Origin of the sequence: Streptomyces venezuelae (assembly GCF_008642275.1) — a bacterium.
Classification (GTDB): Bacteria; Actinomycetota; Actinomycetes; order Streptomycetales; family Streptomycetaceae; genus Streptomyces; species Streptomyces venezuelae_E.
Genome location: NZ_CP029189.1, coordinates 7,365,898 through 7,389,840 on the forward strand (window position 1 = coordinate 7,365,898; position 23,943 = coordinate 7,389,840).

The following is a 23,943-nucleotide window of genomic DNA, read 5'->3' on the forward strand; positions in this document are numbered from 1 at the left end:
CCGAACGACCGAAGCGGAGTGACTGGACATGGGGATCGTCAGCTGGATCATCCTGGGACTGCTGGCCGGGGGCATCGCCAAGGTCCTGCTCCCGGGCCGGGATCCCGGCGGCCTGATCGGGACCACCCTCATCGGCGTCGCCGGCGCCTTCACCGGTGGCTGGCTGTCGGCGAAGTTCCTCGACAGGCCCGTCCAGACCGAGTTCTTCGACCTCGCCACCTGGGGCTCCGCCATCGCGGGCTCCCTGGTCCTGCTGATCGGCTACCGCATCCTGTTCGGCAACTCCCGCAACTGACCCGGCCCGCCCGGTGTGTGCCGGCCGCCGACTAGGCTGGCCGCACCACCGCGACGTACGAGCCCGAGCAGCGAGGAAACCGGTAGCCGGATGAGTATCACCCCCGTCCCCACAGCCGACCTGTACGACGAGTACGGCGAGTCCCTGGCCATCTGCACGACCGGGTTCCGCCAGTTCGGCGGCCGCCGGCTCTTCGCCGGGCCCGTACGGACCGTGCGCTGCCACGAGGACAACGCACTGCTGCGCACCCTCCTCCACACGCCGGGCGAGGGCGCGGTCCTCGTCGTGGACGGCGGCGGCTCGCCGCGTACCGCCCTCGTCGGCGACCTCATCGCGGGTGCGGCCGAGGCCAACGGCTGGGCCGGGCTGATCGTCAACGGCTCGGTCCGCGACAGCGTCGCCCTCGCCGGGCTCGACCTCGGCGTCAAGGCGCTCGGCACCGTCCCCCGCAAGAGCGGCAAGACCGGCGACGGCGCGGTCGACGAGCCCGTCACCATCGGCGACGTCACCTTCCACGCCGGTGACACCGTCCACGCGGACGACGACGGCGTGGTGGTCCTGCCCCGCTGACGGCCGGCCCGGACCACTCGGCCGGCGCGCACCGCCGCCCCAGGTACACGAACCCGGTACACGAAAGCCCCCGCCATCCGGATCACGCCGGGTGGCGGGGGCTTCGCGTCGTGCGGCTACTCGCAGGCGGTCCCGTCACCGTCCTTGTCGAGGTGCTTGCCGTAGCCCGGGTCCCCGCGACGGACCGGCGCAGCACCGGCGGCCTTGGCCGCGGCGCAGTTCTTGTAGTAGACGCTGCCGCCCCCGCCGGTGCCGGACGAGCCGCCCGTGGAAGAGGATTCCTTCGTGGGGCTGGGCTTCTTCTGATCGGGATCGTTCGCAGGGATCTGGTACGTGGTGCCCTTGGCGGCCGGGCACTGCTTCACGATGCTGGCCTCCGACCACTGCCCCAGGTCGAGGCGGACCTTGGCGCCCGCCGGGAGGGCTCCGCCCTTGTCAGGGCTCTGGAAGCAGACCTTCCAGTCGCCGTCCGCGGCGGCCTTGGCGTGGGTGGGGGCGTCGATGTCGAGGTAGACGTCGTCGAGCGTGACGGCGGCCTCGCCGATCCCCGCGGTCTTGAGAGCAGCCATGGCGTCGCCATAGGAGGTGCCGACGACGTTCGGCATCGAAGCGGCTGCGGCGGCGGTGGGGGAGGTGCTGGCGGCCGGCGTGGGGTTCGACGCGGCGCCCGGAACGGAGGACGGTGCCGCCACGGCCGCCTTGGCGTCCTCGCCGCCCTTCTTGGCCGCGTCGCCGTCGCCGAGGAACGGGCTGATGAACCACAGGCCCGCGAGGACGGTGGCGAGGATCTTCTTGCCCTGACTCCAGCCCGAGGCCGCCCACACCAGGGCTATGCCGACCGGCGGCAGGACTATCAGGGCCGCGATGACGAGGGCGGGATGCTGCCACCAGCGACGGACGGGCGCGGGCGCGGGCGGGTAGGGGTACGGCGGCGAGTAGGTCACAAGATGCCTTTCTGGCAATCCACGTCGTATCGCGCCGAGATTACACAAGAGATCGAATCGTGTACCGAGAGATACGGGATGTGGGAATGCCGGAGTCGCCCACCGCTGGATCCGCCCCTGCTGAATCCGTCGGCGTCACCGCCGCGGGCGGGCGACCGGGAGAGACGCCACCCGGTCACACCATCTCAGCGGATCGCGCCAACAGCCACCGGATTCCGTGGAATTCGGTGCGGCTCCGCACCGGCCCGCGGTCGCCGGGAGCCTCCACCCGCTCCCGGTGGTACGGGTCCGCCGCACCCGGCGGCTGTGCCGAGCGGACGGCGGCCACCGTCCGGGGCACGCTGACGGTGGACCGCCTGCGCCGCCGGTCACGCCGCCCCCTACGATGAGCGGCCATGGATACGAGTGAGGCCGGCAGACAGCTGATCGACGGCCGTTTCGAGCTGGTCGCCCCCCTGGGCAGCGGGGGCATGGGCACGGTGTGGCGCGCCCGCGACATCGCCCTGCACCGCGAGGTCGCGCTCAAGGAGGTGCGCCCGCCGGACCCGGCGACCGCCGCGGCCCAGCCCGGTCTCGCCGACCAGATGCGCGAACGGGCCGTCCGCGAGGCCCGCGCCCTCGCCCGCCTGGCCCACCCGCACGTGGTGACGATCCACCACATCGTCGAACCGCCCGAGGGCGCGGACGGCCACCCGTGGATCGTCATGGAGATGGTCCGGGGCGGCTCCCTGCACGACCGCCTGGAGTCCGGCCCCATGCCGCCCGCCGAGGTGGCGCGCCTCGGCCTCGACGTGCTCTCCGCGCTGCGCGCCGCCCACGCCGAGGGAGTGCTCCACCGCGACGTGAAGCCGGCCAACGTGCTGCTGCGGCCCAGCGGGTCGGCGGTGCTCACCGACTTCGGGATCGCGGCGCTGAGCGACTCGACCGCCCTCACGTCGACCGGGGTGCTGATCGGCTCGCCCGAGTACATCGCACCCGAGCGCGTTCGCGGGGAGGAGGGGCTGGCCGCCTCCGACCTGTGGTCGCTGGGCATGCTGCTCTACGTCGCGGCGGAGGGGGTCCACCCGCTGCGCCGGGCCACCAGCCTGGCCACGGTCGTCGCGGTGCTCGACGAGCCGATCCCGGCACCCGTGCGCTCCGGCCCGCTGGCGCCCGTACTGGAGCGGCTGCTCGTACGGGACCCGGCCGCGCGGCCCGACGGGGAGCAGCTGGAACAGCTGCTCCGGGACGCGAGCGCCGCTCTCGGATCCGGCTACGGTGCGGGCGCGGCCGCCCCGCCGGCCGTCTCCGCACCGGCCGTACCCGCTGCGGCGGCCACGCCCGTCGCCCCGGGTCAGTACGGCCCGTACGGCGGACCGTACGGGCCGCCCACCCCGCCGCCGTTCGGCCAGGGCGCCTCCCCCTACGCGGCTCCCACCACGCCCGTCCCGCTGGGGCCCGCTGCGCGCCGGCGCCCGGTCCTGATCGGTGCCGCGCTCGCGGTCGTGCTGGCCGCCGCGGTCGTCGGGATCGTCCGGTGGATGCCCGACGGGAACTCCGGGGACAAGGACGTGGCCGACTCCCGTGCCAGCAGTCCCGCCGTCGCCACTCCGGGCGGCACCCCGGCATCCACCCCCGGTGCGAAGGCGAGTGCGTCCAAGGCCGGCACGGCCGCCCGCGGCAGCATGCTCACCCCGCAGAACATCCGGATCGCCCTGGACGCGCTCAAGGAGAAGACCGGCACCACCACCTTCGTGGACCTCACGGTCTACGAGGGCTACGTCCTCGCCTCGATCCCCACCGCCCCCGGCGCCGACACCGTCGACGCCTGGCAGTACCGTGACGGCGCCGCCAAGCGCACGGGCCCGGACGGCACGGTGGAGGAGGGTGAGCCGCTCATCGACATGGCGACCGTCAACTGGGACGCGGTGCCCGGTCTGCTGGAGCAGTCCAAGAAGGAGTTCGGCATCGAGAAGCCGACCTCGACCTATGTGATCATCGATCCCTGGATGATGGATCAGGTCCCCGCCATGCGGCCCTACATCACCGACGAGTACGGTCGAGGCGGCTATCTGCTCGCGGGTATCGACGGCAAGGTCAGGAAGGCCACCAAGTTCTGACGTCGTCCGCCCGTGCGCACCCACGGTCCGACCGGTTCAGGAGCACGACCACCATGCCCAGCTGGCGCACCACCCTCACGGCGGCCGGCGTGTCCCGCCCCCGGCTGCGCGACGACTACACCCACGCCGCGCGCCGGGTGCGCCGCCGCGAGCCCGCCCCGTACCTGGCACTGAGGCTGCTCGCCGCGCCGCCGCTGGTGCCCGCCCTGGCCGCGGGCCTCGCCTTCATGAACCTGGTCGACGACGTCGCCGAAACCGGTACCCCGCACCAACGGGCCGCGGGTCTGGCCGCGTTGTCCGAGCGGGTGGCGGCGGCCCTGGAGTCCGGGGACAGCCCCGACCCCCTCCTGCGGGCCTATGCGCACGCGGTGGACTCCCGCGGCCTGCCACCGCACTGGGTCACCCGCTTCCTGGAGGGCGCCGCCACCGCCGAGGCGGGCTTCGACGGGTTCGCCGCGGAGGAGGACTTCCAGGCCTACCTCGACGCCTACGCGTGGCCCGGGGTGCTGGTCTTCGCCGGACTGCAGTACCAGGGCGGTCCCGGAGCGGAACAGGCGGCGGGCTGGCGGCGGTTCGTCGACGCCGCCCAGCGCGTGGACTTCCTGGCCGATCTCCGCGGGGACCTCGCGGAAGGCCGGCTCTGCATCCCGCGCGCCCGGCTCGACGAGCACTCCGTGACCCGGGCCGACCTGGAGCAGGCCCGTGACACCCCGGCCGTGCGGGCTCTGCTGACCGCCGAGTGCCGGCGCGCCCGTACGGCCCTGGACGCCGCCCACGGCATCCTCGGCCTGGCCGAACCGGGGCTGCGTCCCGTCGTCACGACCATGACGGAGCTGATGGCGCACCAGTTGACCGCCGTGGAACGGGCGGGCGTCACCGCCCTGCGCCGGGACACCGGATACGGCCTGGCGGCGCCCCTGCGGATCCTCGTCCGCGCCGCCCGGCGTCGTCCGGTGTGAGCCGGCGCGGGGAGTTTCCTAGTAGGCCCCGTTGACGTTGTCGATCGAGCCGTAGCGCGCGGCCGCGTAGTTGCAGGCGGCGGTGATGTTGGCGACCGGGTCGTAGGAGTTCTGCGAGGTGCCGGGCACGTGGTAGGCGCGGAAGGTCGGATCGATGACCTGGAGCAGCCCCTTGGAGGGAATGCCGTTCCGGGCGTTGATGTCCCAGTTGTTGATCGCGAGCGGATTGCCCGAGGACTCACGCATCACATTGCGGTGAATTCCGTTGTAGGAGCCGGGAATACCGTGCTTGGCCATGACGGCGAGGGACTCGCGGATCCATCCGTCGAGATTGTTCGGATAGGCGGTCGCGGGCTTTGCCGCGGGCTTGGCCGCGGGCGCGGTGGCGGGCTTGAGGGCGGTCCGCGCGGCGGACCTGCTCGCGCGCTCGGTCGACGGCTGGGTGCCGAGCTGCAGCTTGATGCCGGGCCGGATGATCGACGGGTTGTCACCGACGACGGTCCGGTTCGCCGCGTAGAGCTGCTGCCAGCCGCCGCTCACGGAGTGCTTCGCCGCGATCTCCGAAAGGGTGTCGCCCGCGACCACGGAATACGTCGTGGGGGCGGCGGCCGTCTCCGCCGCGCCGGCGGTCGTCGCACTGATCAACGGGAGGGTGAGGGCCGCTCCACCGGTACCGGCGAGAGCCAGCTTGCGGGTGATCCGGTAGTGCTTGGGACGGCGGTGCTTACCCTTTGCAGGCATGGCGGAATTCCTCACGTGGGGGGACGGGAGATCCCGGGCGGCGGCCGTGTCAGGCAGCTGACCACCAGGAACGAGGTGACCGTAGGCGAGCCCGCCGCGCGGGAACAAGACCCGAATTCCACCGATAGATCGACATCTCGCTATCGGCCGGGTAAATGACCTTGAAGGGGTATCCGCGTAAAAGCCGATTCCCTTTCCGGGAAAAGGGAATCGGCCGTCGTGCGGAAATGATGTTGAGATGTCCGGTGTGGCTCACATCACGGTTTACCGACCGGATGGCCAATACGGGCAAGTCCGCACTCCGGGTGCCTGATTCGGTCGACTCGCCCATAAGCGGCGAATCGCCCATCCAGGACTCTTTCTGGCGAACTTTCGGCCACGGCGCGCGTCCGCGTCATGCCAGCCGCTCCAGCGCGGCCGTCACGGCCGCCACCGCCCCCGGCGAGGCCGGCAGCAACGGCAGGCGGACGTCCGGCGTCGGGATCCGCCCCTGGGCGTGCAGGACGCCCTTGAGCACCGCCGGATTGGGCTCGGCGAAGGCCGCCGCCGACATCCGGGCCAGCGCGTGCCCCAGTGGCCGCGCCCGGAGCACGTCGCCCGCCCGCCAGGCCCCGGCGAGCTCCGCGAACCGGTCCGTCGCCAGATGCGCCGATGCCAGGATCCCGCCCACCGCACCCAGTGCCATCAGCGGGGACAGGTACACGTCGTCACCGGCCAGCACCTCGAACCCGGCCGGAGGGTCACCGAGCAGCGCCACCGCGTCCTCGCCGATGCCGCCGCCCGCGTACTTCACGCCGACGACCCCCGGCAGCGCGCCGAGAGCCCGTAGCGCGGCCGCGTCCAGCGGCTGCCCCGTCCGGTAGGGGATGTGGTAGACGATCAGCGGTACCGGACTCACCTCGGCCAGCCGCGCGAAGTGGGCCAGCACCCCGGCGGCCGAGGGCCGGACGAACGGCGGCACGGTCACCAGCGCGGCCCGCACCTCGGGCCACCGGCTCAGCCGGGCCAGCGAGGCCCCGGCGGCCCGGGTGCCGCCGGCCCCCGCGCCGACGGCCAGCGGCACGCCCCGCTCCCCGCAGACCCGGGCGCACACATCGGTGACGAGGTCGCGCTCCGCCTCGTCGAGACCCGACACCTCCGCGGTGGTGCCGAGCGCGACGAGGCCGGCGGCGCCGGCGTCGAGCACCTCGTGGGCGAGCGCCTCCAGAGCCTCGACGGCGACGTTCCCGGCCGGGGTGAAGGGGGTGACGAGCGGTACGTGGATCCCGTGCGACGGGAGGTTCCGTGCGATGTCCTGTGCCATGCCCCAGAGCCTTGCCCGTCCAAAGGATCGAATCCAGTTCGCATTTCTTACCCAACCCGTAAGCTGAGCCGATGCTTGACGTACGACGCCTGCGCCTGCTGCGCGAACTCGCCCGCCGCGGCACCATCGCCGCCGTCGCCGAGGCCCTCACCTTCAGCCCTTCGGCGGTCTCCCAACAGCTCAGCGTCCTCGAACGGGAGGTCGGCCTGCCCCTGCTGGAGCGCACCGGCCGCGGGGTCCGCCTCACCCCGGCCGGCCAGCACCTCGTCGGACACGCCGAGGCGGTCCTGGAACGGCTGGAACAGGCCGCCGCCGACCTTGCCGAAGCGCGCGGCGGCCTGGCCGGAGCCCTGCGGATCGGCGCCTTCCCCACCGCCACCCGGGCCATCGTGCCGGCCGCGCTGATCGCCCTCGCCCGGCGCCATCCGGGGCTGGAGCCGATGGTCTCGGAGACGGACCCGGCGGCGGTGGCACACGCCCTGCGGGCCGGGGACCTGGACGTGGCCCTGGTGCACGAGTACGACTTCGTACCCGCGGAGCCCGAACCGGGACTGGCCACCGAACCGCTCTACGGCGAGGTGATGTATCTGGCCGCACCGGCACCCGCACCCGCCGCCGAGGCCCCGGCCCTGACCGGTGGACCCGTCCCGTCCGGGGAATCCGACCAGGGCGCCGTCCTGCGCGCCCACGCCCGGTCGCCGTGGATCACCGCCACGCCCGGCACCCTCTGCCATGCCATGACCGTCCGGGCCTGCCAGGCCGCCGGATTCACCCCGCGGGTCCGCCACCAGGTCGACGAGTTCGCCACCGTGCTCGCCCTCGTCGCGGCCGGCCAGGGGGTGGCCGTCGTACCGCAGCTCGGGATCACGGGTCCGGCCGATCCGGCCGTACGCCTGACCCGCCTGCTCATGGAGCGCCGTACCAACCTCGCCTACCGCAGCGGAGCCGCCGCGCACCCGGCCGTGGCGGCCTTCGGCACGGCACTTCGGGCCGCCGTACCACCGGATCTGGCCGGTGCGCGCGCCGGAAGGTGACACAACTCCCGTACCGCGTGCCGTCCGTGTACGTTCGTTGATCCAGACGGATTCGATCAGAGCGGGGTACGACGTGACACATCGCGTACGAGGGGTCATCGCCCGGAGCAAGGGCGCACCGGTGGAGACGACGACGATCCTCGTGCCCGACCCGGGACCCGGCGAGGCCCTCGTCCGGGTGCAGGCCTGCGGGGTCTGCCACACCGACCTGCACTACCGCGAGGGCGGCATCAACGACGAGTTCCCCTTCCTGCTCGGCCACGAGGCCGCCGGAGTCGTGGAATCGGTCGGCCCGGACGTCACGTCCGTGGCCCCCGGTGACTTCGTGATCCTGAACTGGCGTGCCGTGTGCGGCACCTGTCGCGCCTGCAAGCGCGGACGACCCTGGTACTGCTTCGCCACGCACAACGCCACCCAGCCCATGACCCTGGAGGACGGCACCCCGCTCTCCCCGGCCCTCGGCATCGGCGCCTTCGCCGAGAAGACCCTGGTCGCGGCCGGCCAGTGCACCAAGGTGGACCCCGCCGCCGCCCCGGCCGCGGCCGGGCTCCTCGGCTGCGGCGTGATGGCCGGCCTCGGCGCCGCCCTGAACACCGGCAGCGTCGGGCGCGGCGACTCCGTCGCCGTCATCGGCTGCGGAGGAGTGGGCAACGCCGCCGTGGCCGGAGCCCGGCTCGCCGGCGCCTCGAAGATCATCGCGGTGGACCTGGACGACCGCAAGCTGGAGTGGGCCCGCGGCCTGGGCGCCACCCACACCGTCAACGGGCGCACGGACGACGTGGTCAAGGCGATCCAGGGCCTCACCGACGGCAACGGCGCGGACGTCGTCATCGACGCCGTGGGCCGCCCCGAGACCTACCGGCAGGCCTTCTACGCGCGCGACCTCGCCGGGACGGTGGTCCTGGTGGGCGTACCGACCCCGGAGATGAAGCTCGAACTCCCGCTCCTGGACGTCTTCGGCCGCGGTGGCGCCCTGAAGTCCTCCTGGTACGGGGACTGCCTGCCCGAGCGCGACTTCCCGCTGCTCATCGACCTCTACCTGCAGGGCCGCCTGGACCTGGACGCCTTCGTCTCCGAGACCATCCCGCTCGACGGCGTCGAGGAAGCCTTCGCCCGGATGGAGCGCGGCGAGGTCCTCCGCTCGGTCGTCGAGTTCTGACACCCCGTCCGGCCCACCGTGCCGGACCCGGCCCTCCGTAGACTCGGGGGCCACCACCCCGCGCCCCCGCCGTCATCCGGCCGGGGGCGCGGTCCTTCATCTCCTCGTACCCCTGGGGGCCGTCCGTGACCACCGCACACAGCTACCGCCAGCCCGGCACGGTCGTCACCGACCACCGGTTCTCCGTCCCCCTGGACCACGCGCGCCCGGACGGGGAGCGGATCGAGCTGTACGCCCGCGAGGTCGTGGCCGCCGGCAAGGACCCCGGGACGCTGCCCTGGCTGCTCTACCTGGAGGGCGGCCCGGGCTTCGGGGCCCGCCGGTTCACCGGCCGCCAGGCCTGGCTGGACCGTGCGCTCACCGAGTACCGGGTACTGCTCCTCGACCAGCGCGGAACCGGTCGCTCCACCCCGGTGAACCGACAGACCCTGCCCCTGCGCGGCACCCCCGCCCAGCAGGCGGAGTACCTCGCCCTCTTCCGCGCCGACTCCATCGTGCGCGACGCGGAGGCCATCCGCCCCGGCCTCACCGGGGGTGCGCCCTGGACGGTGCTCGGCCAGAGCTTCGGCGGCTTCTGCACGATCCGCTACCTCGCGACCGCGCCCGAAGGCCTGACCGCCGCCCTGATCACCGGCGGCCTCCCGTCCCTGAACGCCACCGCCGACGAGGTGTACCAGGCCGCGTACCCGCGCATCGAGCGCAAGAACCTGGCCCACTACGCCCGGTACCCCATGGACGTCGAGCGCGCCCGCAGGATCGCCGCCCACCTCGCGGAGCACCCGGCCGAACTCCCCGGAGGCCACCGCCTCACCGTCGAGGGCTTCCAGTCCCTCGGCATCCTCCTCGGCGGGGGCGACGGCAGCCACCAGCTCCACTACCTGCTGGAGGACGCCTTCGTGCCGACCCCCGCGGGCCCCGCCCTCTCCGACGCCTTCCTGGAGGGCGTCCGCGCCCAGCTCTCCTTCGCCGGGCACCCCCTCTACGCGCTGGTCCACGAGGCGATCTACGCCCAGGACCCCGCCACCCCCACCGCCTGGGCCGCCGAGCGGGTGCGTGCGGACCACCCCCGCTTCGACGCCGGCAAGGCGCTCGCGGGCGACGAGCCGCTGCTCTTCACCGGAGAGACCATCCACCCCTGGCACTTCACCACGGACCCCTTCCTCGCCCCCCTGCGCGAGACCGCCGAACTCCTGGCCGCCCGCACCGGCTGGCAGCCGCTCTACGACCCGGCGCGGCTCGCAGCCAACGAGGTGCCCGTGGCCGCCGCCGTCTACCACGACGACATGTACGTGGACACCGCGCACTCGCTGGAGACGGCCCGCTCCGTCCGGGGCCTGCGCACCTGGGTGACGGACGAGTTCGAGCACGACGGCGTCCGCGCCGGCGGCACCCGCGTCCTGGACCGGCTGCTGTCCCTGGTCCGCGACGAGGTCTGAGCGATGTCCGTGCAGGTCAGGGACGTGACCAGGGCACCGAATAATCGTTCCCACCGGAGTTGATCACACGGTTAGGGTGGCGCTCGCACCCGAGGAACCGACCGATGTGTGGAGCGTGCATGGTGAGAAGGATGTCGAGCGCGGTCGCGCTGGCCCTGGCCGGCGGACTGGCCGTGAGCGGCGGGGTCGTGGGGACGGCGACGACCGCCGTCGCCGCCCCTGCCGTCAGCGCCGCGGGGGCGGGGGAGACGCCCGTCGGCGCGCAGGCCTGGACCCGCGTGTCCAAGAAGAACCCCAACCGTTCGTACTGGAACGCCGCCGACGACCTGCGCGTCGGCAACGAGGGCGGCGCGCAAGGGCTGTTCCGCTCGTACCTCCAGCTGGACACCACCGCGCTCAAGGGCGCCACGGTCACCAAGGCGACCTTCCGGATCGCCAACACGGGGACGCCCTCGTGCACGGCCCGGCCGGTCGAGCTGTGGAGCGTCGGCGCCGTCTCGGCGAAGACCACGTGGAAGAGTCAGCCCGCCAAGGGCGCCCGACTGGCCACGGTGACGGACGCCAGGGGCCGTGAGGGCTGCGCCGCGGGCGACCTGGAGTTCGACGCGACGGCGCTGGTCAAGGAGGCGGCGGCCAGGAACCTGGACTCCGTCACCGTGGGCCTGTTCGCCGCGAACGAGTCGGATTCCTCGGCCTGGAAGCGCTTCGCGCCGGCGAGCGCGAAGCTCGAGACCGTCATCGGCCGCCCCGTGCCTCCGGTGATCAGTTCCCCCGAGTTCCCCGACGCCTCGAACGGGGTTCCCGCAGGGACCGGAAAGGCCCGTACGCCGGGCACGTTCACGTTCGGTACCGGCGGCGCCGCGAACCTGGAGAAGATCGTGTACTGGTCGGACTCCGAGCCGCGGGAGATCACGGTGGCGCCGGGCGCCAGTGTCGTGATCACGCCCACCGGCTCCGGTCCGCACACGATCTACGCGTACAGCCTCGACAAGGCCGGGCGGCGTTCGGACCAGGCCGTGTACCGGTTCTGGGCCCTCGGGACCGGCGGGGTCCGCGACGCCGCCGGTGACCTGAACGGCGACGGTCTGCGCGATCTGTGGACCCTGGACCAGGACGGCAGGCTCCGCTTCTCGGCCGGCCGGGCCGACGGCAGCTTCGCCGCACCCGTGGACGGCGGGGCGTCCTTCGCCCCGGGAACCCGGATCGCCGCCGGCGGGGACTGGGGCGAGGACGGCTACAACGACCTGCTGGTACTCGAATACAACGACGCGCTCCGGGCGAAGCAGCTCCGCGTCCTCCCGGGCAACGGCCTCGGAAGCGTGCGCCCGCACGACGGCATCGAGCTGAGCGTCTTCTGCCCGGTCGCGGACCCGGACGCCGGGTGTGTCAACGACGACCCGGCGTGGACCGGCGACGCCCACTGGGCCGACGCCGAGAGCATCGTCGACGCGGGTGACCTCGACGGAGCCGGCGAGCCCGACCTGCTGGTCAAGCAGGGCGCGAAGCTCTGGTCCTACCAGGGCAGCCGCTCCGGCTACCTCGACATGAACGGCGCCCCGGTCCTCGTCGGCGACGGCGGCTGGGACGCCGTCTCGGTCCTCGTCCCGGGCGACACCGACGGTGACGGCGCCGCCGACCTGTGGGTCCGCGACGACGCGTCGGGCGACCTGTTCGCCGTGAAGGGGGCCAAGGGCGCTTCCGGTCAGCTCGATCCCAAGAGCTGGGCCTCGGCGCCGCGGGTGAAGATCGGCTCGGGCCTCGGCCGGACGGCCTACCCGACGCTCGTCTCGGCGGCCGACTTCGACCGCGACGGCCTGGCCGACCTGTCCGCCGTCGGCGCGGACGGCAAGGCCGTCTGGTTCCGGGCGACGGCCTCCGGGATCGACGCGACCCCGCGTCCGGTCGGCTGATCGGGGGACAACCCGCCGGGCCGGCGCCTCCCTTCAGGGGCGTCGGCCCGGCGCCGTTTCCGCGGGCGGCTCCACGAACGCACGGGTCAGGTGCGCGGTCGCCAGCAGGGCACCCCGCTCCCGCGCCCGTGCCAGCAGGTCCTCGCGCGAGGCCCGGGCGGTCACCCGGTCGCGCTCGTGGGAGTACGGCACCGTGGGGTCGCCCAGCTGCACCGCGTGCACCAGTACGTCCCCGGTGACCACCACGTCACGAGCCCCCGCGCCCTGGTCCACCAGCACCGACTGGTGCCCCGGGGTGTGCCCGGGCGTCGGCAGCAGGGTGATGCCGGGGGCCAGCAGGTGGGACCCGTCCACCTCGTGCAGCTGCCCGCTCGCCCGCAGGGGCGCCACCGTCCAGTCCCACACCGGGTCCGTCCGGTCGAGTGCGGCCACCTCCGCCCGCTGGACGACGTACCGGGCCGCGGGGAAGAACGGCGCCCCGCCGGTCCCCGACGTCCAGCCCGCGTGGTCCTCGTGAAGATGGGTCAGGACCACCGCCTCCACGTCGGCCGGGGCGATGCCGGCCTCCGCGAGGGCGTCGGGCAGCCGTCCCGGCACCGGTGCCCAGGCGGCGGCGGGGGACTGGGCCGGCCCGACCCCGGCGTCCACCAGCACCCAGCGGCCGCCGGGCCGGGCGATCGCGAAGCACCGGAAGTCGAGCACCCAGGTCCCGTCCGGCCCGATCGCGCCCGGATCCAGCCTCCGGGCCCGCTCCCACGCGGCCTCATCCGCCCCCGGGAAGGCCGTGCGGGCCGGCTCGAAGAAGTTCCCCGTGGCGTCGAGCAGTGCCACCACCTGCCCCTGTCGGTTCATTCGCCTATTGTGCGAGACATGACCGAACAAGCTGATCAGCAGCCCGCCTTGCAGCCCATGCCCGGCGACTGGACGCGCGCCCTCGCGGTGGTCGCCCACCCCGACGACCTCGAGTACGGGTGCGCCGCGGCCATCGCGCACTGGACCGACGGGGGCCGGGAGTTCGTCTACCTCCTCGCCACACGCGGCGAGGCGGGCATCGACAGCATCGCCCCCGCCGAATGCGGCCCGCTGCGCGAGGCGGAGCAGCGGGCGAGCGCCGCGGTCGTGGGGGTGTCCGAGGTGGAGTTCCTCGACTACCGCGACGGCGTCGTCGAGTACGGCCTCGACCTGCGCCGGGACATCGCCGCGGCCATCAGGCGGCACCGGCCCGAGCTGATCGTCACGCTGAACCACCGTGACACGTGGGGCGGAGCGCAGGGCGGCGGCTACTGGAACACCCCCGACCACAAGGCCGTCGGCCGGGCCGTGCTGGACGCGGCCGGTGACGCCGGGAACCGCTGGATCTTCCCCGAGCTGATCGAGCAGGGCCTGGAGCCGTGGAACGGCGTGCGCTGGGTCGCGGTGGCCGGTTCGGCCACCGCGACGCACGCGGTCGACGCCGGCCCCGGGCTGGAGCGTTCGATCAAGTCCCTCCTGGAGCACAAGGCGTACATCGAGGTGCTCACGGACCAGGACCCCGAGGAGTACGTCCGTACCTTCCTCACCGGGAACGCCGAGCAGGCGGCGGCCCGCTTCGGCGGGCGTCCGGCCGTGACGTTCGAGGTCTTCCCCCGCTGACCGCACGCCTCTAGTCTGACGATCCGTCAGTTCGGCGGATCGTCGGCATCGGGCCGGAGGTGCGGGACACGGTGATCGACACCATCTCCACGGAGATCGCGGAGGGTGAGGAGCGGATCCGGCTGGAAGTCGCGGACGGCCTCGCGGTCCTCACCCTGTGCCGCCCGGACAAGCTCAACGGCTGGAGCTGGGAGTCCACCCGCCAGCTCGGACTGCTCGCGGACCGGATCCGCTTCGACGCGTCCGTACGGGCGGTGCTGCTGAGGGCCGAGGGCCGGGCCTTCTGCGCGGGCATCGACGTGAGCGCCCCGGGCGGCGCGATCACGGGCGGCACCCCGGCCGAGCGCACCCGCAACTACTACGAGGGCATCCGCTGGGTGCACGAGCGGTTCGCGGTCCTCGCCCGGCTCCCACAGCCGGTGGTGGCCGCCGTCCGGGGCTACTGCCTCGGCTTCGGCTTCGAGCTGGCGCTGATGGCCGATGTCAGGGTGGCGGCCGAGGACGCCGTCTTCGCGCTGCCGGAAGCCGGGCTGGGCGTGGCGGTGGACGCGGGCGGCGACCTGCGCATCGCCCGTGAGGCGGGCGCGGGCTGGGCCAAGTACCTGGCCCTTACGGGCCGGCGCATCGACGCCGCCACGGCGCAGCGGCTCCACCTCGTCCAGCTGGTCGTCCCCGGGGACGACCTGGAGGAGGCCTCGCGCTCCGTGGCCCGGGAGATCGCCGCCAACGCGCCGCTCGCCGTTCAGGGCATCAAACGCGCGATCGACGGCTACGCCGACGCCGCCCTCCCCGCGGCCCTCGACCGGGTGGCGATGACCGCGGCCCTCACCCTCACCTCGGAGGACTGCCGGGAGGGCTACACCGCCAAGGCGGCCCGCCGGCCCCCGGACTTCAGCGGAGGCTGAGCACCGGCCGGGTGGAGAACTCCGCGTACATGCCGGCGCCGTCCGGCCCGTAGGTGAACTCGGCCGCGTAGGGGTTGCGGTTGGCGGTGGCCAGCGGCAGCCAGCCGAGCAGGTTGCCGTACCCGCCGCAGACGGCCTCGCCGCCGTCCCCGCCGTGCACCGCGGCCGGGTCGTCGCTCAGCTCCGTGCCGTAGCTGTCGTAGGCGATGTGCAGGCCGAACGCGTTCGGTTCGTGGCGGGGGCCGCCGCTCCCGTACGGGGGCTCGTCCAGGGGGCACTCGTTGCCCCAGCGGAACAGGGTGCCGGACCCGGCCCCGCACGCGTGCTCCCACTCGTCGGCGCCGGGCATCCGCAGCCCGTGCGCCGCGAGCGCGGCCGGCACGCCGGAAGCGGGCTCGGTCAGGGCCTCGTCCTCCACGGCCATCAGCACGGTCGCGAGCGTCGCGGTGCGCGGCGGGCTGAGCACGTCGGCGAGATAGGACGTGAGGTCCTCGTGCCCGTACCCGTACCCCTCCTCCGCGCTCTCTGCGTAGTCGGCGCGCTGCGCTGCCGTCGGCTCCCAGGCGTCCAGGTCGAACCCCAGCCGCACCGTCCCGCCGGGTACGAGCGCGAACTCCCGCCCCCCGCGCTCGATGCGTACACGGTGCAGCGGCCCGCCCAGGTGTCCGACGGTGTCGAGCAGCACCACCCGGCCACCCACCTGGGCGGCGGCCTCGCGGGCGAGGCGTCCGGCGGCGTCCGGGTCGAGGGAGCGCCAGCGGTCGAGGGTCAGATCGGCGAGAGACATGCTCCGATCCTCGCACCGCCCACTGACAACCGGCGTTCAGGGGGACGGGGTGAAGGGGCCGCGGCCCAGCTGGGTGCGGACCGGGACCACCTCGGGGCCGGCCACCGACCGGCGCTGCCAGTTCGCGCCGTCCACCACCAGCGTGTGCCCGGTGACGAACCGCGCGTACGGCGAGGCCAGGAAGGTGGCGGCCCAGCCCAGTTCACGGGGTGCGCCGACCCGCAGGGCGGGCTGCCGGGCGTCCGCTGCGCCCGGCGCCGCACGCTCCAGGCCGCCCCGGATGTCCTCGGTCATGTCGGCGTGCGGGAACAGCCCGGGGACGAGCCCGTTGACCTGGATGCCGTACGGGCCCCACTCGACGGCGAGCGTCTCCACCAGGCTCTTCACCCCGGCCTTGGCCGCAGCGCTGTGGGCGAAGCCCGGACCGCCCGTCCAGGCGTACGAGGCGCCGATGTTCACGATCGAGCCGCCGGTGCCCGCGGCGAGGTGGCGGCGGCCGAACTCGCGCGTCATGAACCAGGTTCCCGTCAGCGTGATGTCGACGACCGCCCGCCAGGCGTTCGGCGAGAGGTCCTCGGCGGGGGAGGGGAAGTTCGCAGCGGCGTTGTTGACCAGCACGTCCGGCAGGCCGGAGGCCGCCTGCGCGGCGTCGAAGACCTCGGCGACCCGCTCGGGATCCCTGATGTCGCAGACGGCGGCCGTCACCCGGCCCGCGCCGGGGACGGCCGCCAACTCCTCCCGCGCCGCCATGAGCTGCTCGGCGCGCCGGCTCGCGATCACCAGATCGGCGCCGAGCCGGGCGAACTCGGCGGCGATGGCCTTGCCCAGCCCGGTGCCGCCGCCGGTCACCAGGACCACCTGTCCCTCATAGGTGCCGGAGGGCAGGGCGGCGGCGCCGAGCGCCGGTGGCGCGGGCAGCCCGCGCCGGATCTCGTCCGTCATGGGGCATCGATAGCGCGCGGGCGCCGAGATCGCCATCCCCCGGACGGGACCGGCTCGGGACCGGCCTGCGCGACCACCCGGCGGTCAGCCCTGCGGCGCGTACGCCTGCTTGCTCGCGCAGGTCCAGACCACGGCCTTGCTCTCGCGGGTCTCCCGGTCGGTGATCATGCCTGCGACGCGGTCGTCGTCGGTGGCGGCGTAGGCCCGGCTCAGTGGCACGCCCGGGGTGCCGGCGGGGAAGGGCAGCACCAGCGGCTCCCCCTTGCCGGGCCAGTAGACGGCCTGGAAGAAGCTGGGCCAGCTCTCCTCGAAGTTGGTGGCCGTACCGACGGCCACGTTCGTGGTCGGGCTGCTGCCGGACAGTTCCAGGTCGTGGTAGCCCTTGGCCCGGCCCGGGTCGGCGGGCAGGGCGTCGTACGGCTTCTTCCAGACGGCCGGGGTCAGCTTCGGGTCGTTGCGGTAGTAGTAGTCCTCCAGGCCCACCACCCGGCCGCGGTCGTCGATGTCCCGGCCGATCGTCGAGAACGAGGAGTGGTAGCCGTTCCACACCTGGAGGCTGTAGGGCGGGTAGCCGCCCCCGGCCGGCCAGACCACCGGGAAGTTCTTGGTGACCATGATGTCGTTCTCGGCGTCGAAGTAGGAGCCGGAGACCGTGCCGACGATGTCACCGCGCTTGTTGATGCCGTTCAGCGCAGTGACCTTGCTTCCGGCGATCGCGTCGGCCGGGACCGGCAGTTCGCGTACGACCTTCCCGTTCACCCATTCCTTGGCGACGCCCCCCACGGCGAAGACGACCCGCCCCGACTCGTTGACGTCGACGTCGAAGACGCGGTCCGTCGTGCCCGGCGAAACGAGCGACTCGGAGGTGGCGGAGCCCCGTTGGTGGGTGAAGGCGACCATGGCCTGGTCCGAGGTGCGGGTGGCCGTGCCCACCATCAGGCCCTTGGCGCTGACCGCCTTGACGCTGCCCCGGTCGAAGCCGGCGGGCAGCGGGACGGCGTGGACCGTGTGTTCGGCGCCGGTCCAGTAGACGGGCAGACCGGCGCTGTCGCCGACGACGATCCCGCCGGTGCCGAAGCCCACCGCGGTGGAGCCCGTCGACCCGGGCAGTCCCGGGAGGATCTCGATCCCCGGGGTGCAGGAGGCCGCCGTGCCCGCCGCCGAGGCCGGGCCGGCCGCGGTGATCAGGCCCGCCAGAACGATCGCGGCTCCGGCCGCGGACATGCTTCTTCTCATGTGGTGGTCCCCCCTGGACAGGTGCTGTTCCCCGTTGAGTCATGACACGTGCACGCCACATGTTGCCTGATCTTGAGACGGATGTGGCCTGAATGACGCGTGTTGATCCGGACCGGATGGTTCTCCGCCTCGACCGATGGTTCACAGGAGGGCAAGCGACCGCTTAGTATGCGCGCGGAGCGTGTGGTTCATCGACGGCGGCTGGAGGCCCCGGATGCAGGCATGGCGAGTACATACCCCCGGCGAACCCCGAGAGGCACTGCGCCTCGAAGAGATTCCCGAACCGGTCCCGGGTGAGGGCGAGGTGCGGCTGCAGGTGCTCGCCGCGAACCTCAACTTCCCCGACGCGCTGCTCGTCCGCGGCCAGTACCAGATCCGCCCGCCCCTGCCCTTCACCCCCGGCGTCGAGATCTGCGGCCTCACCGACGACGGCCGCCGCGTCATCGCCACCCCGAGCCTGCCCCACGGCGGCTTCGCCGAGTACGTGATCGCCTCCGAGCGGGCCCTGCTGCCGGCCCCCGAGAGCCTGAACGACGCCCAGGCCGCAGCCCTGCACATCGGCTACCAGACCGGCTGGTTCGGCCTGCACCGCAGGGCGCGCCTCCAGCCGGGCGAGACCCTCCTCGTGCACGCCGCCGCCGGCGGGGTCGGCAGCGCCGCCGTCCAGCTCGGCAAGGCCGCCGGAGCCACCGTCATCGGCGTCGTCGGAGGCAAGGCCAAGGTGTCCACCGCCGAGGAACTCGGCTGCGACCTCGTGATCGACCGGACGGCCGAGGACGTCGTCTCCCGCGTGAAGGAGTTCACCGGGGGGCGCGGAGCCGACGTGGTGTACGACCCCGTCGGCGGCGACTCGTACACCGCCTCCGCCAAGTGCGTGGCCTTCGAGGGCCGCATCGTCGTCGTCGGCTTCGCGAGCGGCGCCATCCCCACCCCCGCCCTCAACCACGCCCTCGTCAAGAACTACTCGATCCTCGGCCTCCACTGGGGTCTCTACGCGACCAAGGACCCGGCCGCGATCCTCGCCTGCCACACCGAACTCACCCGCCTCGCCGACGAAGGCGCCGTCAAGCCCCTCGTCAGCGAACTCGTCGCGCTCCCCGCCGTCGCCGACGCCGTGCAGCGCCTCGCCGACGGGACCACCACCGGGCGCGTCGTCCTGGCCATGCCCCGGCAGCCGGGCGTGACCCGATGACCGTGATCACCGCAGAGCACCTGCTCACCCGCGTCCAGGAGCTGCTCGCCGCCCACCCGCCCGCCGGCACCGACCGCGGCGCGTTCCTGCGCGCCCGCTTCGACGCCGGACTCGCCTGGGTCCACTACCCCGAAGGCCTCGGCGGCCTCGGCGCGCCCCGCTCCCTCCAGGTGGTCGTCGACGCCGCACTGGAAGCCGCCGGAGCCCCCGACAACGACCCGCGCCGGATCGGCATCGGCCTCGGCATGGCCGCCCCCACGATCCTCGCGTACGGCACCGAGGAGCAGAAGCGGCGCTTCCTGCGGCCCCTGTGGACCGGCGAAGAGGTCTGGTGCCAGCTCTTCAGCGAGCCCGGCGCCGGCTCCGACCTCGCCGCCCTCGGCACCCGCGCCGTCCGGGAGAGCGGCTCCGGCGACTGGATCGTGGACGGCCAGAAGGTGTGGACCTCCAGCGCCCACACCGCCCGCTGGGCCATCCTGATCGCCCGCACAGACCCCGCTCTCCCCAAGCACCGGGGCATCACCTACTTCCTCTGCGACATGCACGACCCGGGCGTGGAAGTCCGGCCGCTGCGCCAGATCACCGGCGAGGCCGAGTTCAACGAGGTCTTCCTCACCGGCGTCCGCATCCCCGACGCCCACCGCCTCGGCGCCGTCGGCGAAGGCTGGGCGGTCGCCCGCACCACCCTGATGAACGAGCGGGTCTCCATCGGCGGCATGCGCATCCCGCGCGAGGGCGGCATGATCGCCCCCGTCGCCGCCGCCTGGCGGGAACGCCCCGAACTGCGCACCCACGCCCTCCACCAGCGGCTGCTGGACCTGTGGGTCGAGGCCGAGGTCGCCCGCCTCACCGGAGAACGGCTGCGCCAGCAGCTCGTGGCGGGACAGCCCGGCCCCGAGGGATCGGGCATGAAGCTCACCTTCGCCCGGCTCAACCAGGAGATCAGCGGACTGGAGGTCGAACTCCTCGCGGAGGAGGGGCTCCTGTACGACGACTGGACCATGCGCCGGCCCGACGGCGTCGACTTCACCGGCCGCGAGGCCGGCTACCGCTACCTGCGCGCCAAGGGCAACAGCATCGAGGGCGGCACCAGCGAAATCCTCCTCAACATCGTCGCCGAACGCGTCCTCGGCCTGCCCCCCGAGCCGCGCGACGACAAGGACCTCGCCTGGAAGGACCTGAGCCGATGACCACCGCCGCGGCACCGACCGACCTGCTCTACTCCGAGGCCGAGGAGGAGCTCCGCTCCGCCGTACGCGCCCTCCTCACCGACCGCTGCGACGCGAAGAGCGTCCTCGACCGGGCCGGGACGGGCCGGCCGCACGACCCGGCGCTCTGGAACACCCTCGCCGCCGGCATCGGCGCGGCGGGCCTCCTCGTACCCGAGAAGCTCGGCGGGCAGGGCGCGAGCCACCGCGAGGCGGCCGTGGTCCTGGAGGAGCTGGGCCGGGCCGTCGCGCCCGTCCCCTACCTGACCAGCGCCGTGCTCGCCACGGAGATCCTGCTCGGCTGCGACACCGCGGAAGCGGCCCCGCTGCTCCGCGAGCTGGCCTCGGGCAGCACGGTGTGCGTCCCGGCCGTGCCGCTGACCCTCGCACCCGGCGCGCCGCTCCCGGCCGCCGTACGGGACCTCGGAGACGGCGGCCTGACCGGCACGGTCACCTCCGTGGCGGACGCCGTGGCCGCCGACGTCCTGCTGGTCCTGGCCGACACCGGGCTGTACGCCGTCCCGGCCGCCGCGGCCCGGCTGACCCCGCGGATCCCGCTCGACCTGACCCGTCCCCTGGCCACCGTCACCCTGGAGGCCGCCGGCGGCACCCGCCTCGCCGATGCCGGGACGGCCCGGGCGGCCGTCGCCGGAGCCCTGCTCTCGGGCGCCGGACTGCTCGCCTCCGAGCAGCTCGGGCTCGCCGAGTGGTGCCTGACGGAGACGGTCGGCCACGTCCGGAGCCGGCACCAGTTCAACCGCCCCGTCGGCTCCTTCCAGGCCCTCAAGCACCGCCTCGCGCGGCTCTGGCTCGACGTGGCCTCCGCGCGCGCGGCGGCGCGGGCCGCGGCCGACGCCCTGGCCACCGCGGCCCCCGACGCCCCGCTGACCGTCGCCGTGGCCCAGGCCTACTGCTCGGGCGTCGCGGTCCGCGCCGCCGAGGAGTGCGTACAGCTGCACGGCGGCATCGGCATGACCTGGGAACACCCGGCCCACCTCTACCTCAAGCGCGCCAAGGCCGACTCCCTGGCCCTCGGTACGGCGGGCCACCACCGCGGCCTGGTCGCGGACTTCGCGGAGCTCCCGGCACCGTAGGCGTGCCGTCCGGTCCGGTGACCCGGGGCTCCCGTGGTCACCGGGCCGCCGTCCGTCCGTACACCGCTCCGGTCCCTTCCTCCGCTCGGCGGGCGCCGCCGGCCGGACCCCGTCGGCAGCCGGGCGACCGTGCCCGCCACGCGCGCGGCCCAGGCCCGACCCGCCTGCTGCGGGCGCCGGGACGGTCCCTATCCTCGCCTCATGACGGCCACCATCACCGCGCTCTCCGCCGCCGGACTCCGTGCCCACCGGGACGAACTCGCCGCCCTGCTGATCGCCGTGGTCGACGGCGGCTCGTCGCTCGGCTTCCTCGCCGGGCTCGACCACCGGGGCGCCGCCGCCTGGTGGGAGTCGCTGCTGCCCGCCGTCGAGGACGGCTCCCTCGCGCTGTGGGTCTCCCGCACCGGCGGCGACGGCCGGATCGACGGCACCGTCAGCTGGTACCGGGAGACCAAGGCGAACGGCCGCCACCGCGCCGAGCTGCGCAAACTCATGGTCCACCCGGCCGCCCGCGGCCGGGGCACCGCCCGCGCCCTGCTCGCCGAGGCCGAGTCGGCCGCCGCCCGTGCCGGGGTCGTGCTGCTGTTCCTGGACACCGAGACCGGCAGCGGAGCCGAGCGCGTCTACCGCTCGGCCGGCTGGACGCAAGCCGGCACCATCCCCGACTACGCCTCCGATCCGGCGGGCCGCCTCCACCCGACGACCCTCTTCTACAAGCAGCTCCAAGGCGCCCACGGGTGACCTCGCCCGCCGCGCGGCGTTAGACCCGTAGCCGCCGGCCACCGAGCGAGGGAGACCGTATGTCCGCAGCATCGCCCGCCGCACCACTGACCCGCCGCGCGGTTCTGCGTACGGCCTTCACCGCGGCCGTGCTCGCCGGCACGGCCGCGGCCCTGGCCCCCGTACTGCGCGCCCGGCGCCCCCGGCAGACCCTCACCCCGGCGCCGCTCGCCGAGGAGGAGACCTACCGCGGCCGGCACATCGCCGTCGACGTCGCCGGGGTCCGCATCGACGGCCGCCCCCTGCACGTCATGCGCCGCGCCGACGGCAGCTACCTCAGCGGGATCAACCACTTCCAGTCCTACACCACGCCACTGGAACTGGCCCGGGCCGCCGTCGACGAGCTGGGCACCGCCCAGCTCGCCTTCGCCGCCCCGCACCACGGCTGACAGACCCACGGGAACGGGAGGACCCCCGCGTTGCACGTCCGGCAGAACCAGAAGAACCTCACCAGCGCCCAGAAGAAGCGGTTCACCGCCGCGGTGCTGGAGCTCAAGCGCAGCGGCGCCTACGACGCGCTCGTGCGCACCCACGACAAGTACTTCGTGCCCGACCGCGACCGCAAGCTGCGCGTCGGACACATGTCCCCGTCCTTCTTCCCGTGGCACCGGCGCTATCTGCTGGAGTTCGAGCGGCAGTTGCAGGGGATCGACCCCGGCGTGAGCGTCCCCTACTGGGACTGGACCACCGACACCAGCCCGGTCTCCTCGCTCTGGGCGGACGACTTCCTCGGCGGCACCGGCCGGGCGAGCGACCGCAAGGTGATGACCGGGCCGTTCGCCTACGACAAGGGCAACTGGACGGTGACCGTGGGCATCACCGAGTCCGCCTTCCTCACCCGCAACCTCGGCCGGCCGCAGAACCCGATCACGCTGCCCACCGCGGCCGAACTCCAGTGGGCGATCGACGACCCGACCTACGACGTCCCGCCCTGGGACTCCACGGCCTCCGCGGGCGGATTCCGCAACAAGCTGGAGGGCTGGTCGGCCCCCAGGAGCGAGCGCTGGCGCAACCACAACAAGGTGCACCAGTGGATCGGCGGCCACATGACCGGCGGTACGGCGCCCAACGACCCGGCGTTCTGGCTGCACCACGCCTTCGTCGACCTGATCTGGGACCGCTGGCAGCAGAAACACCCCGGCTCCGGCTACCTGCCCGCCGCCCCGCTCGCCGTCGGCGACCTCCAGCGGGGCCGGGTGATCGCCCTCGACGAGCCGATGCCGCCGTGGAACATCACCCCGCGCGAGATGTCCGGCCACCAGGGCCTGTACCGCTACGAATGACGCGGCACGCGCCCCGTGCGCACGCACGCGCACGGGAAAGGGCCCCCGCCGGTCGGCGGGGGCCCTTCCGTCGATCAGCCGATCAGCAGATCAGGCGATCAGTGGCCGTAGTCGCCACCCTCGGTGTGGTGGTCGGCGCCACCGCCGGAGGCGTTGACGCAGGTGTTGCCGAACGCCGGGTTCAGCAGGGCGATCACGTTCACGGTGTTGCCGCAGACGTTGACCGGGACGTGCACCGGAACCTGGAGCAGGTTGCCCGACAGGACACCGGGGGAGCCGACCGCCGCACCGTGCGCTCCGGCATCGGCGACAGCCAGACCCGCACCGGCGACCACGGCGCTGCCGGTGACAGCGGTGATGGCGAATGCCTTCGCGATACGCGACATCAAGATCTCCTCATGAGATATGTGGGGCGCCACAGGACCTGTGGCATT

Annotated in this window: 24 protein-coding genes; 16 read left to right on the plus strand and 8 right to left on the minus strand. The window is 73.6% G+C overall.

Going from position 1 to position 23,943, the window contains the following annotated elements; all coding sequences use genetic code 11:
* The first annotated feature begins 28 nt into the window (after window positions 1-28).
* The gene (locus tag DEJ51_RS32640) at window positions 29-295 is read left to right on the plus strand and encodes a GlsB/YeaQ/YmgE family stress response membrane protein (RefSeq protein ID WP_150261218.1); all 267 of its coding nucleotides are present in this window, start codon (window positions 29-31) and stop codon (window positions 293-295) included.
* A 90-nt stretch (window positions 296-385) separates the two neighbouring features.
* The gene (gene rraA, locus DEJ51_RS32645; protein WP_150261219.1) at window positions 386-865 is read left to right on the plus strand and encodes a ribonuclease E activity regulator RraA; all 480 of its coding nucleotides are present in this window, start codon (window positions 386-388) and stop codon (window positions 863-865) included.
* A gap of 116 nt (window positions 866-981) precedes the next feature.
* Here the strand turns inward: rraA and DEJ51_RS34790 are convergent, their stop codons facing one another.
* Window positions 982-1,809, minus strand: coding sequence for an excalibur calcium-binding domain-containing protein (locus DEJ51_RS34790; protein WP_190620813.1), 828 nt, complete (start codon window positions 1,807-1,809; stop codon window positions 982-984).
* A 395-nt stretch (window positions 1,810-2,204) separates the two neighbouring features.
* Here DEJ51_RS34790 and DEJ51_RS32655 point away from each other — a divergent pair, with 395 nt between their 5' ends.
* Together DEJ51_RS32655 and DEJ51_RS32660 are read left to right on the plus strand one after the other, a co-directional pair.
* The gene (locus DEJ51_RS32655) at window positions 2,205-3,908 is read left to right on the plus strand and encodes a serine/threonine-protein kinase (protein ID WP_223836079.1); all 1,704 of its coding nucleotides are present in this window, start codon (window positions 2,205-2,207) and stop codon (window positions 3,906-3,908) included.
* Between the two features lie 53 nt (window positions 3,909-3,961).
* Window positions 3,962-4,867, plus strand: a complete 906-nt coding sequence (locus DEJ51_RS32660) for a phytoene/squalene synthase family protein (RefSeq protein ID WP_150261220.1) — start codon at window positions 3,962-3,964, stop codon at window positions 4,865-4,867.
* Window positions 4,868-4,885: 18 nt separating this feature from the next.
* Here the strand turns inward: DEJ51_RS32660 and DEJ51_RS32665 are convergent, their stop codons facing one another.
* Together DEJ51_RS32665 and DEJ51_RS32670 are read right to left on the minus strand one after the other, a co-directional pair.
* Entirely contained in the window at window positions 4,886-5,608 is a 723-nt protein-coding gene (locus tag DEJ51_RS32665) for a transglycosylase SLT domain-containing protein (protein ID WP_150261221.1), read from the minus strand.
* A gap of 394 nt (window positions 5,609-6,002) precedes the next feature.
* Window positions 6,003-6,911 carry a dihydrodipicolinate synthase family protein gene (locus DEJ51_RS32670; protein ID WP_150261222.1) on the minus strand — a complete coding sequence of 303 codons (909 nt, stop codon included), beginning with the start codon at window positions 6,909-6,911 and terminating at the stop codon, window positions 6,003-6,005.
* A 71-nt stretch (window positions 6,912-6,982) separates the two neighbouring features.
* On the opposite strand from DEJ51_RS32670, the gene DEJ51_RS32675 reads away from it, so the two are divergent.
* From DEJ51_RS32675 to DEJ51_RS32690, 4 genes are all read left to right on the plus strand, one after another.
* Window positions 6,983-7,945, plus strand: a complete 963-nt coding sequence (locus tag DEJ51_RS32675) for a LysR substrate-binding domain-containing protein (RefSeq protein WP_150261223.1) — start codon at window positions 6,983-6,985, stop codon at window positions 7,943-7,945.
* Window positions 7,946-8,018: 73 nt separating this feature from the next.
* Entirely contained in the window at window positions 8,019-9,104 is a 1,086-nt protein-coding gene (locus DEJ51_RS32680; protein WP_150261224.1) for an S-(hydroxymethyl)mycothiol dehydrogenase, read from the plus strand.
* Between the two features lie 125 nt (window positions 9,105-9,229).
* Window positions 9,230-10,540 (plus strand): alpha/beta fold hydrolase, encoded by a 1,311-nt coding sequence (locus tag DEJ51_RS32685; protein WP_150261225.1) that lies wholly within the window; start codon window positions 9,230-9,232, stop codon window positions 10,538-10,540.
* Between the two features lie 131 nt (window positions 10,541-10,671).
* Entirely contained in the window at window positions 10,672-12,450 is a 1,779-nt protein-coding gene (locus DEJ51_RS32690; RefSeq protein WP_190620815.1) for a DNRLRE domain-containing protein, read from the plus strand.
* Window positions 12,451-12,483: 33 nt separating this feature from the next.
* Here DEJ51_RS32690 and DEJ51_RS32695 read toward each other — a convergent pair whose 3' ends face one another.
* The gene (locus tag DEJ51_RS32695) at window positions 12,484-13,302 is read right to left on the minus strand and encodes an MBL fold metallo-hydrolase (RefSeq protein WP_150261227.1); all 819 of its coding nucleotides are present in this window, start codon (window positions 13,300-13,302) and stop codon (window positions 12,484-12,486) included.
* Window positions 13,303-13,320: 18 nt separating this feature from the next.
* Between DEJ51_RS32695 and DEJ51_RS32700 the strand changes: the two genes are divergently transcribed.
* Both DEJ51_RS32700 and DEJ51_RS32705 read left to right on the plus strand, forming a co-directional pair.
* The gene (locus DEJ51_RS32700) at window positions 13,321-14,082 is read left to right on the plus strand and encodes a PIG-L deacetylase family protein (protein WP_150261228.1); all 762 of its coding nucleotides are present in this window, start codon (window positions 13,321-13,323) and stop codon (window positions 14,080-14,082) included.
* A 71-nt stretch (window positions 14,083-14,153) separates the two neighbouring features.
* A complete protein-coding gene (locus DEJ51_RS32705; RefSeq protein WP_150261229.1) occupies window positions 14,154-14,987 on the plus strand; it encodes an enoyl-CoA hydratase/isomerase family protein in 834 nt (277 codons plus the stop codon).
* Here DEJ51_RS32705 and DEJ51_RS32710 read toward each other — a convergent pair.
* The 3 genes from DEJ51_RS32710 to DEJ51_RS32720 form a co-directional block, all read right to left on the minus strand.
* Complete coding sequence (locus DEJ51_RS32710; RefSeq protein ID WP_150261230.1) at window positions 14,974-15,774, minus strand: hypothetical protein; 801 nt, start codon at window positions 15,772-15,774, stop codon at window positions 14,974-14,976. The two genes, DEJ51_RS32705 and DEJ51_RS32710, sit on opposite strands and share 14 nt — an antisense overlap.
* A 36-nt stretch (window positions 15,775-15,810) precedes the next feature.
* Complete coding sequence (locus DEJ51_RS32715) at window positions 15,811-16,716, minus strand: SDR family oxidoreductase (RefSeq protein WP_150261231.1); 906 nt, start codon at window positions 16,714-16,716, stop codon at window positions 15,811-15,813.
* An 84-nt stretch (window positions 16,717-16,800) separates the two neighbouring features.
* Window positions 16,801-17,952, minus strand: a complete 1,152-nt coding sequence (locus DEJ51_RS32720) for a hypothetical protein (protein WP_150261232.1) — start codon at window positions 17,950-17,952, stop codon at window positions 16,801-16,803.
* A gap of 214 nt (window positions 17,953-18,166) precedes the next feature.
* Here DEJ51_RS32720 and DEJ51_RS32725 point away from each other — a divergent pair, with 214 nt between their 5' ends.
* The 6 genes from DEJ51_RS32725 (at window position 18,167) to DEJ51_RS32750 (ending at window position 23,509) form a co-directional block, all read left to right on the plus strand.
* Window positions 18,167-19,144 carry an NADPH:quinone oxidoreductase family protein gene (locus DEJ51_RS32725; protein ID WP_150261233.1) on the plus strand — a complete coding sequence of 326 codons (978 nt, stop codon included), beginning with the start codon at window positions 18,167-18,169 and terminating at the stop codon, window positions 19,142-19,144.
* Window positions 19,141-20,334, plus strand: coding sequence for an acyl-CoA dehydrogenase family protein (locus DEJ51_RS32730; RefSeq protein ID WP_150261234.1), 1,194 nt, complete (start codon window positions 19,141-19,143; stop codon window positions 20,332-20,334). The genes DEJ51_RS32725 and DEJ51_RS32730 overlap by 4 nt, the downstream gene beginning before the upstream one ends.
* Window positions 20,331-21,446, plus strand: coding sequence for an acyl-CoA dehydrogenase family protein (locus DEJ51_RS32735; protein ID WP_150261235.1), 1,116 nt, complete (start codon window positions 20,331-20,333; stop codon window positions 21,444-21,446). Before DEJ51_RS32730 ends, DEJ51_RS32735 begins: the two co-directional genes overlap by 4 nt.
* 201 nt (window positions 21,447-21,647) lie before the next feature.
* Entirely contained in the window at window positions 21,648-22,187 is a 540-nt protein-coding gene (locus tag DEJ51_RS32740) for a GNAT family N-acetyltransferase (RefSeq protein ID WP_150261236.1), read from the plus strand.
* Between the two features lie 59 nt (window positions 22,188-22,246).
* Window positions 22,247-22,615 (plus strand): tyrosinase family oxidase copper chaperone, encoded by a 369-nt coding sequence (locus DEJ51_RS32745; protein WP_150261237.1) that lies wholly within the window; start codon window positions 22,247-22,249, stop codon window positions 22,613-22,615.
* A gap of 30 nt (window positions 22,616-22,645) precedes the next feature.
* Window positions 22,646-23,509, plus strand: coding sequence for a tyrosinase family protein (locus DEJ51_RS32750; protein WP_150261238.1), 864 nt, complete (start codon window positions 22,646-22,648; stop codon window positions 23,507-23,509).
* 98 nt (window positions 23,510-23,607) lie between these two features.
* Here DEJ51_RS32750 and DEJ51_RS32755 read toward each other — a convergent pair whose 3' ends face one another.
* The gene (locus tag DEJ51_RS32755; RefSeq protein WP_030761160.1) at window positions 23,608-23,895 is read right to left on the minus strand and encodes a chaplin; all 288 of its coding nucleotides are present in this window, start codon (window positions 23,893-23,895) and stop codon (window positions 23,608-23,610) included.
* Between the last annotated feature and the right edge of the window lie 48 nt (window positions 23,896-23,943).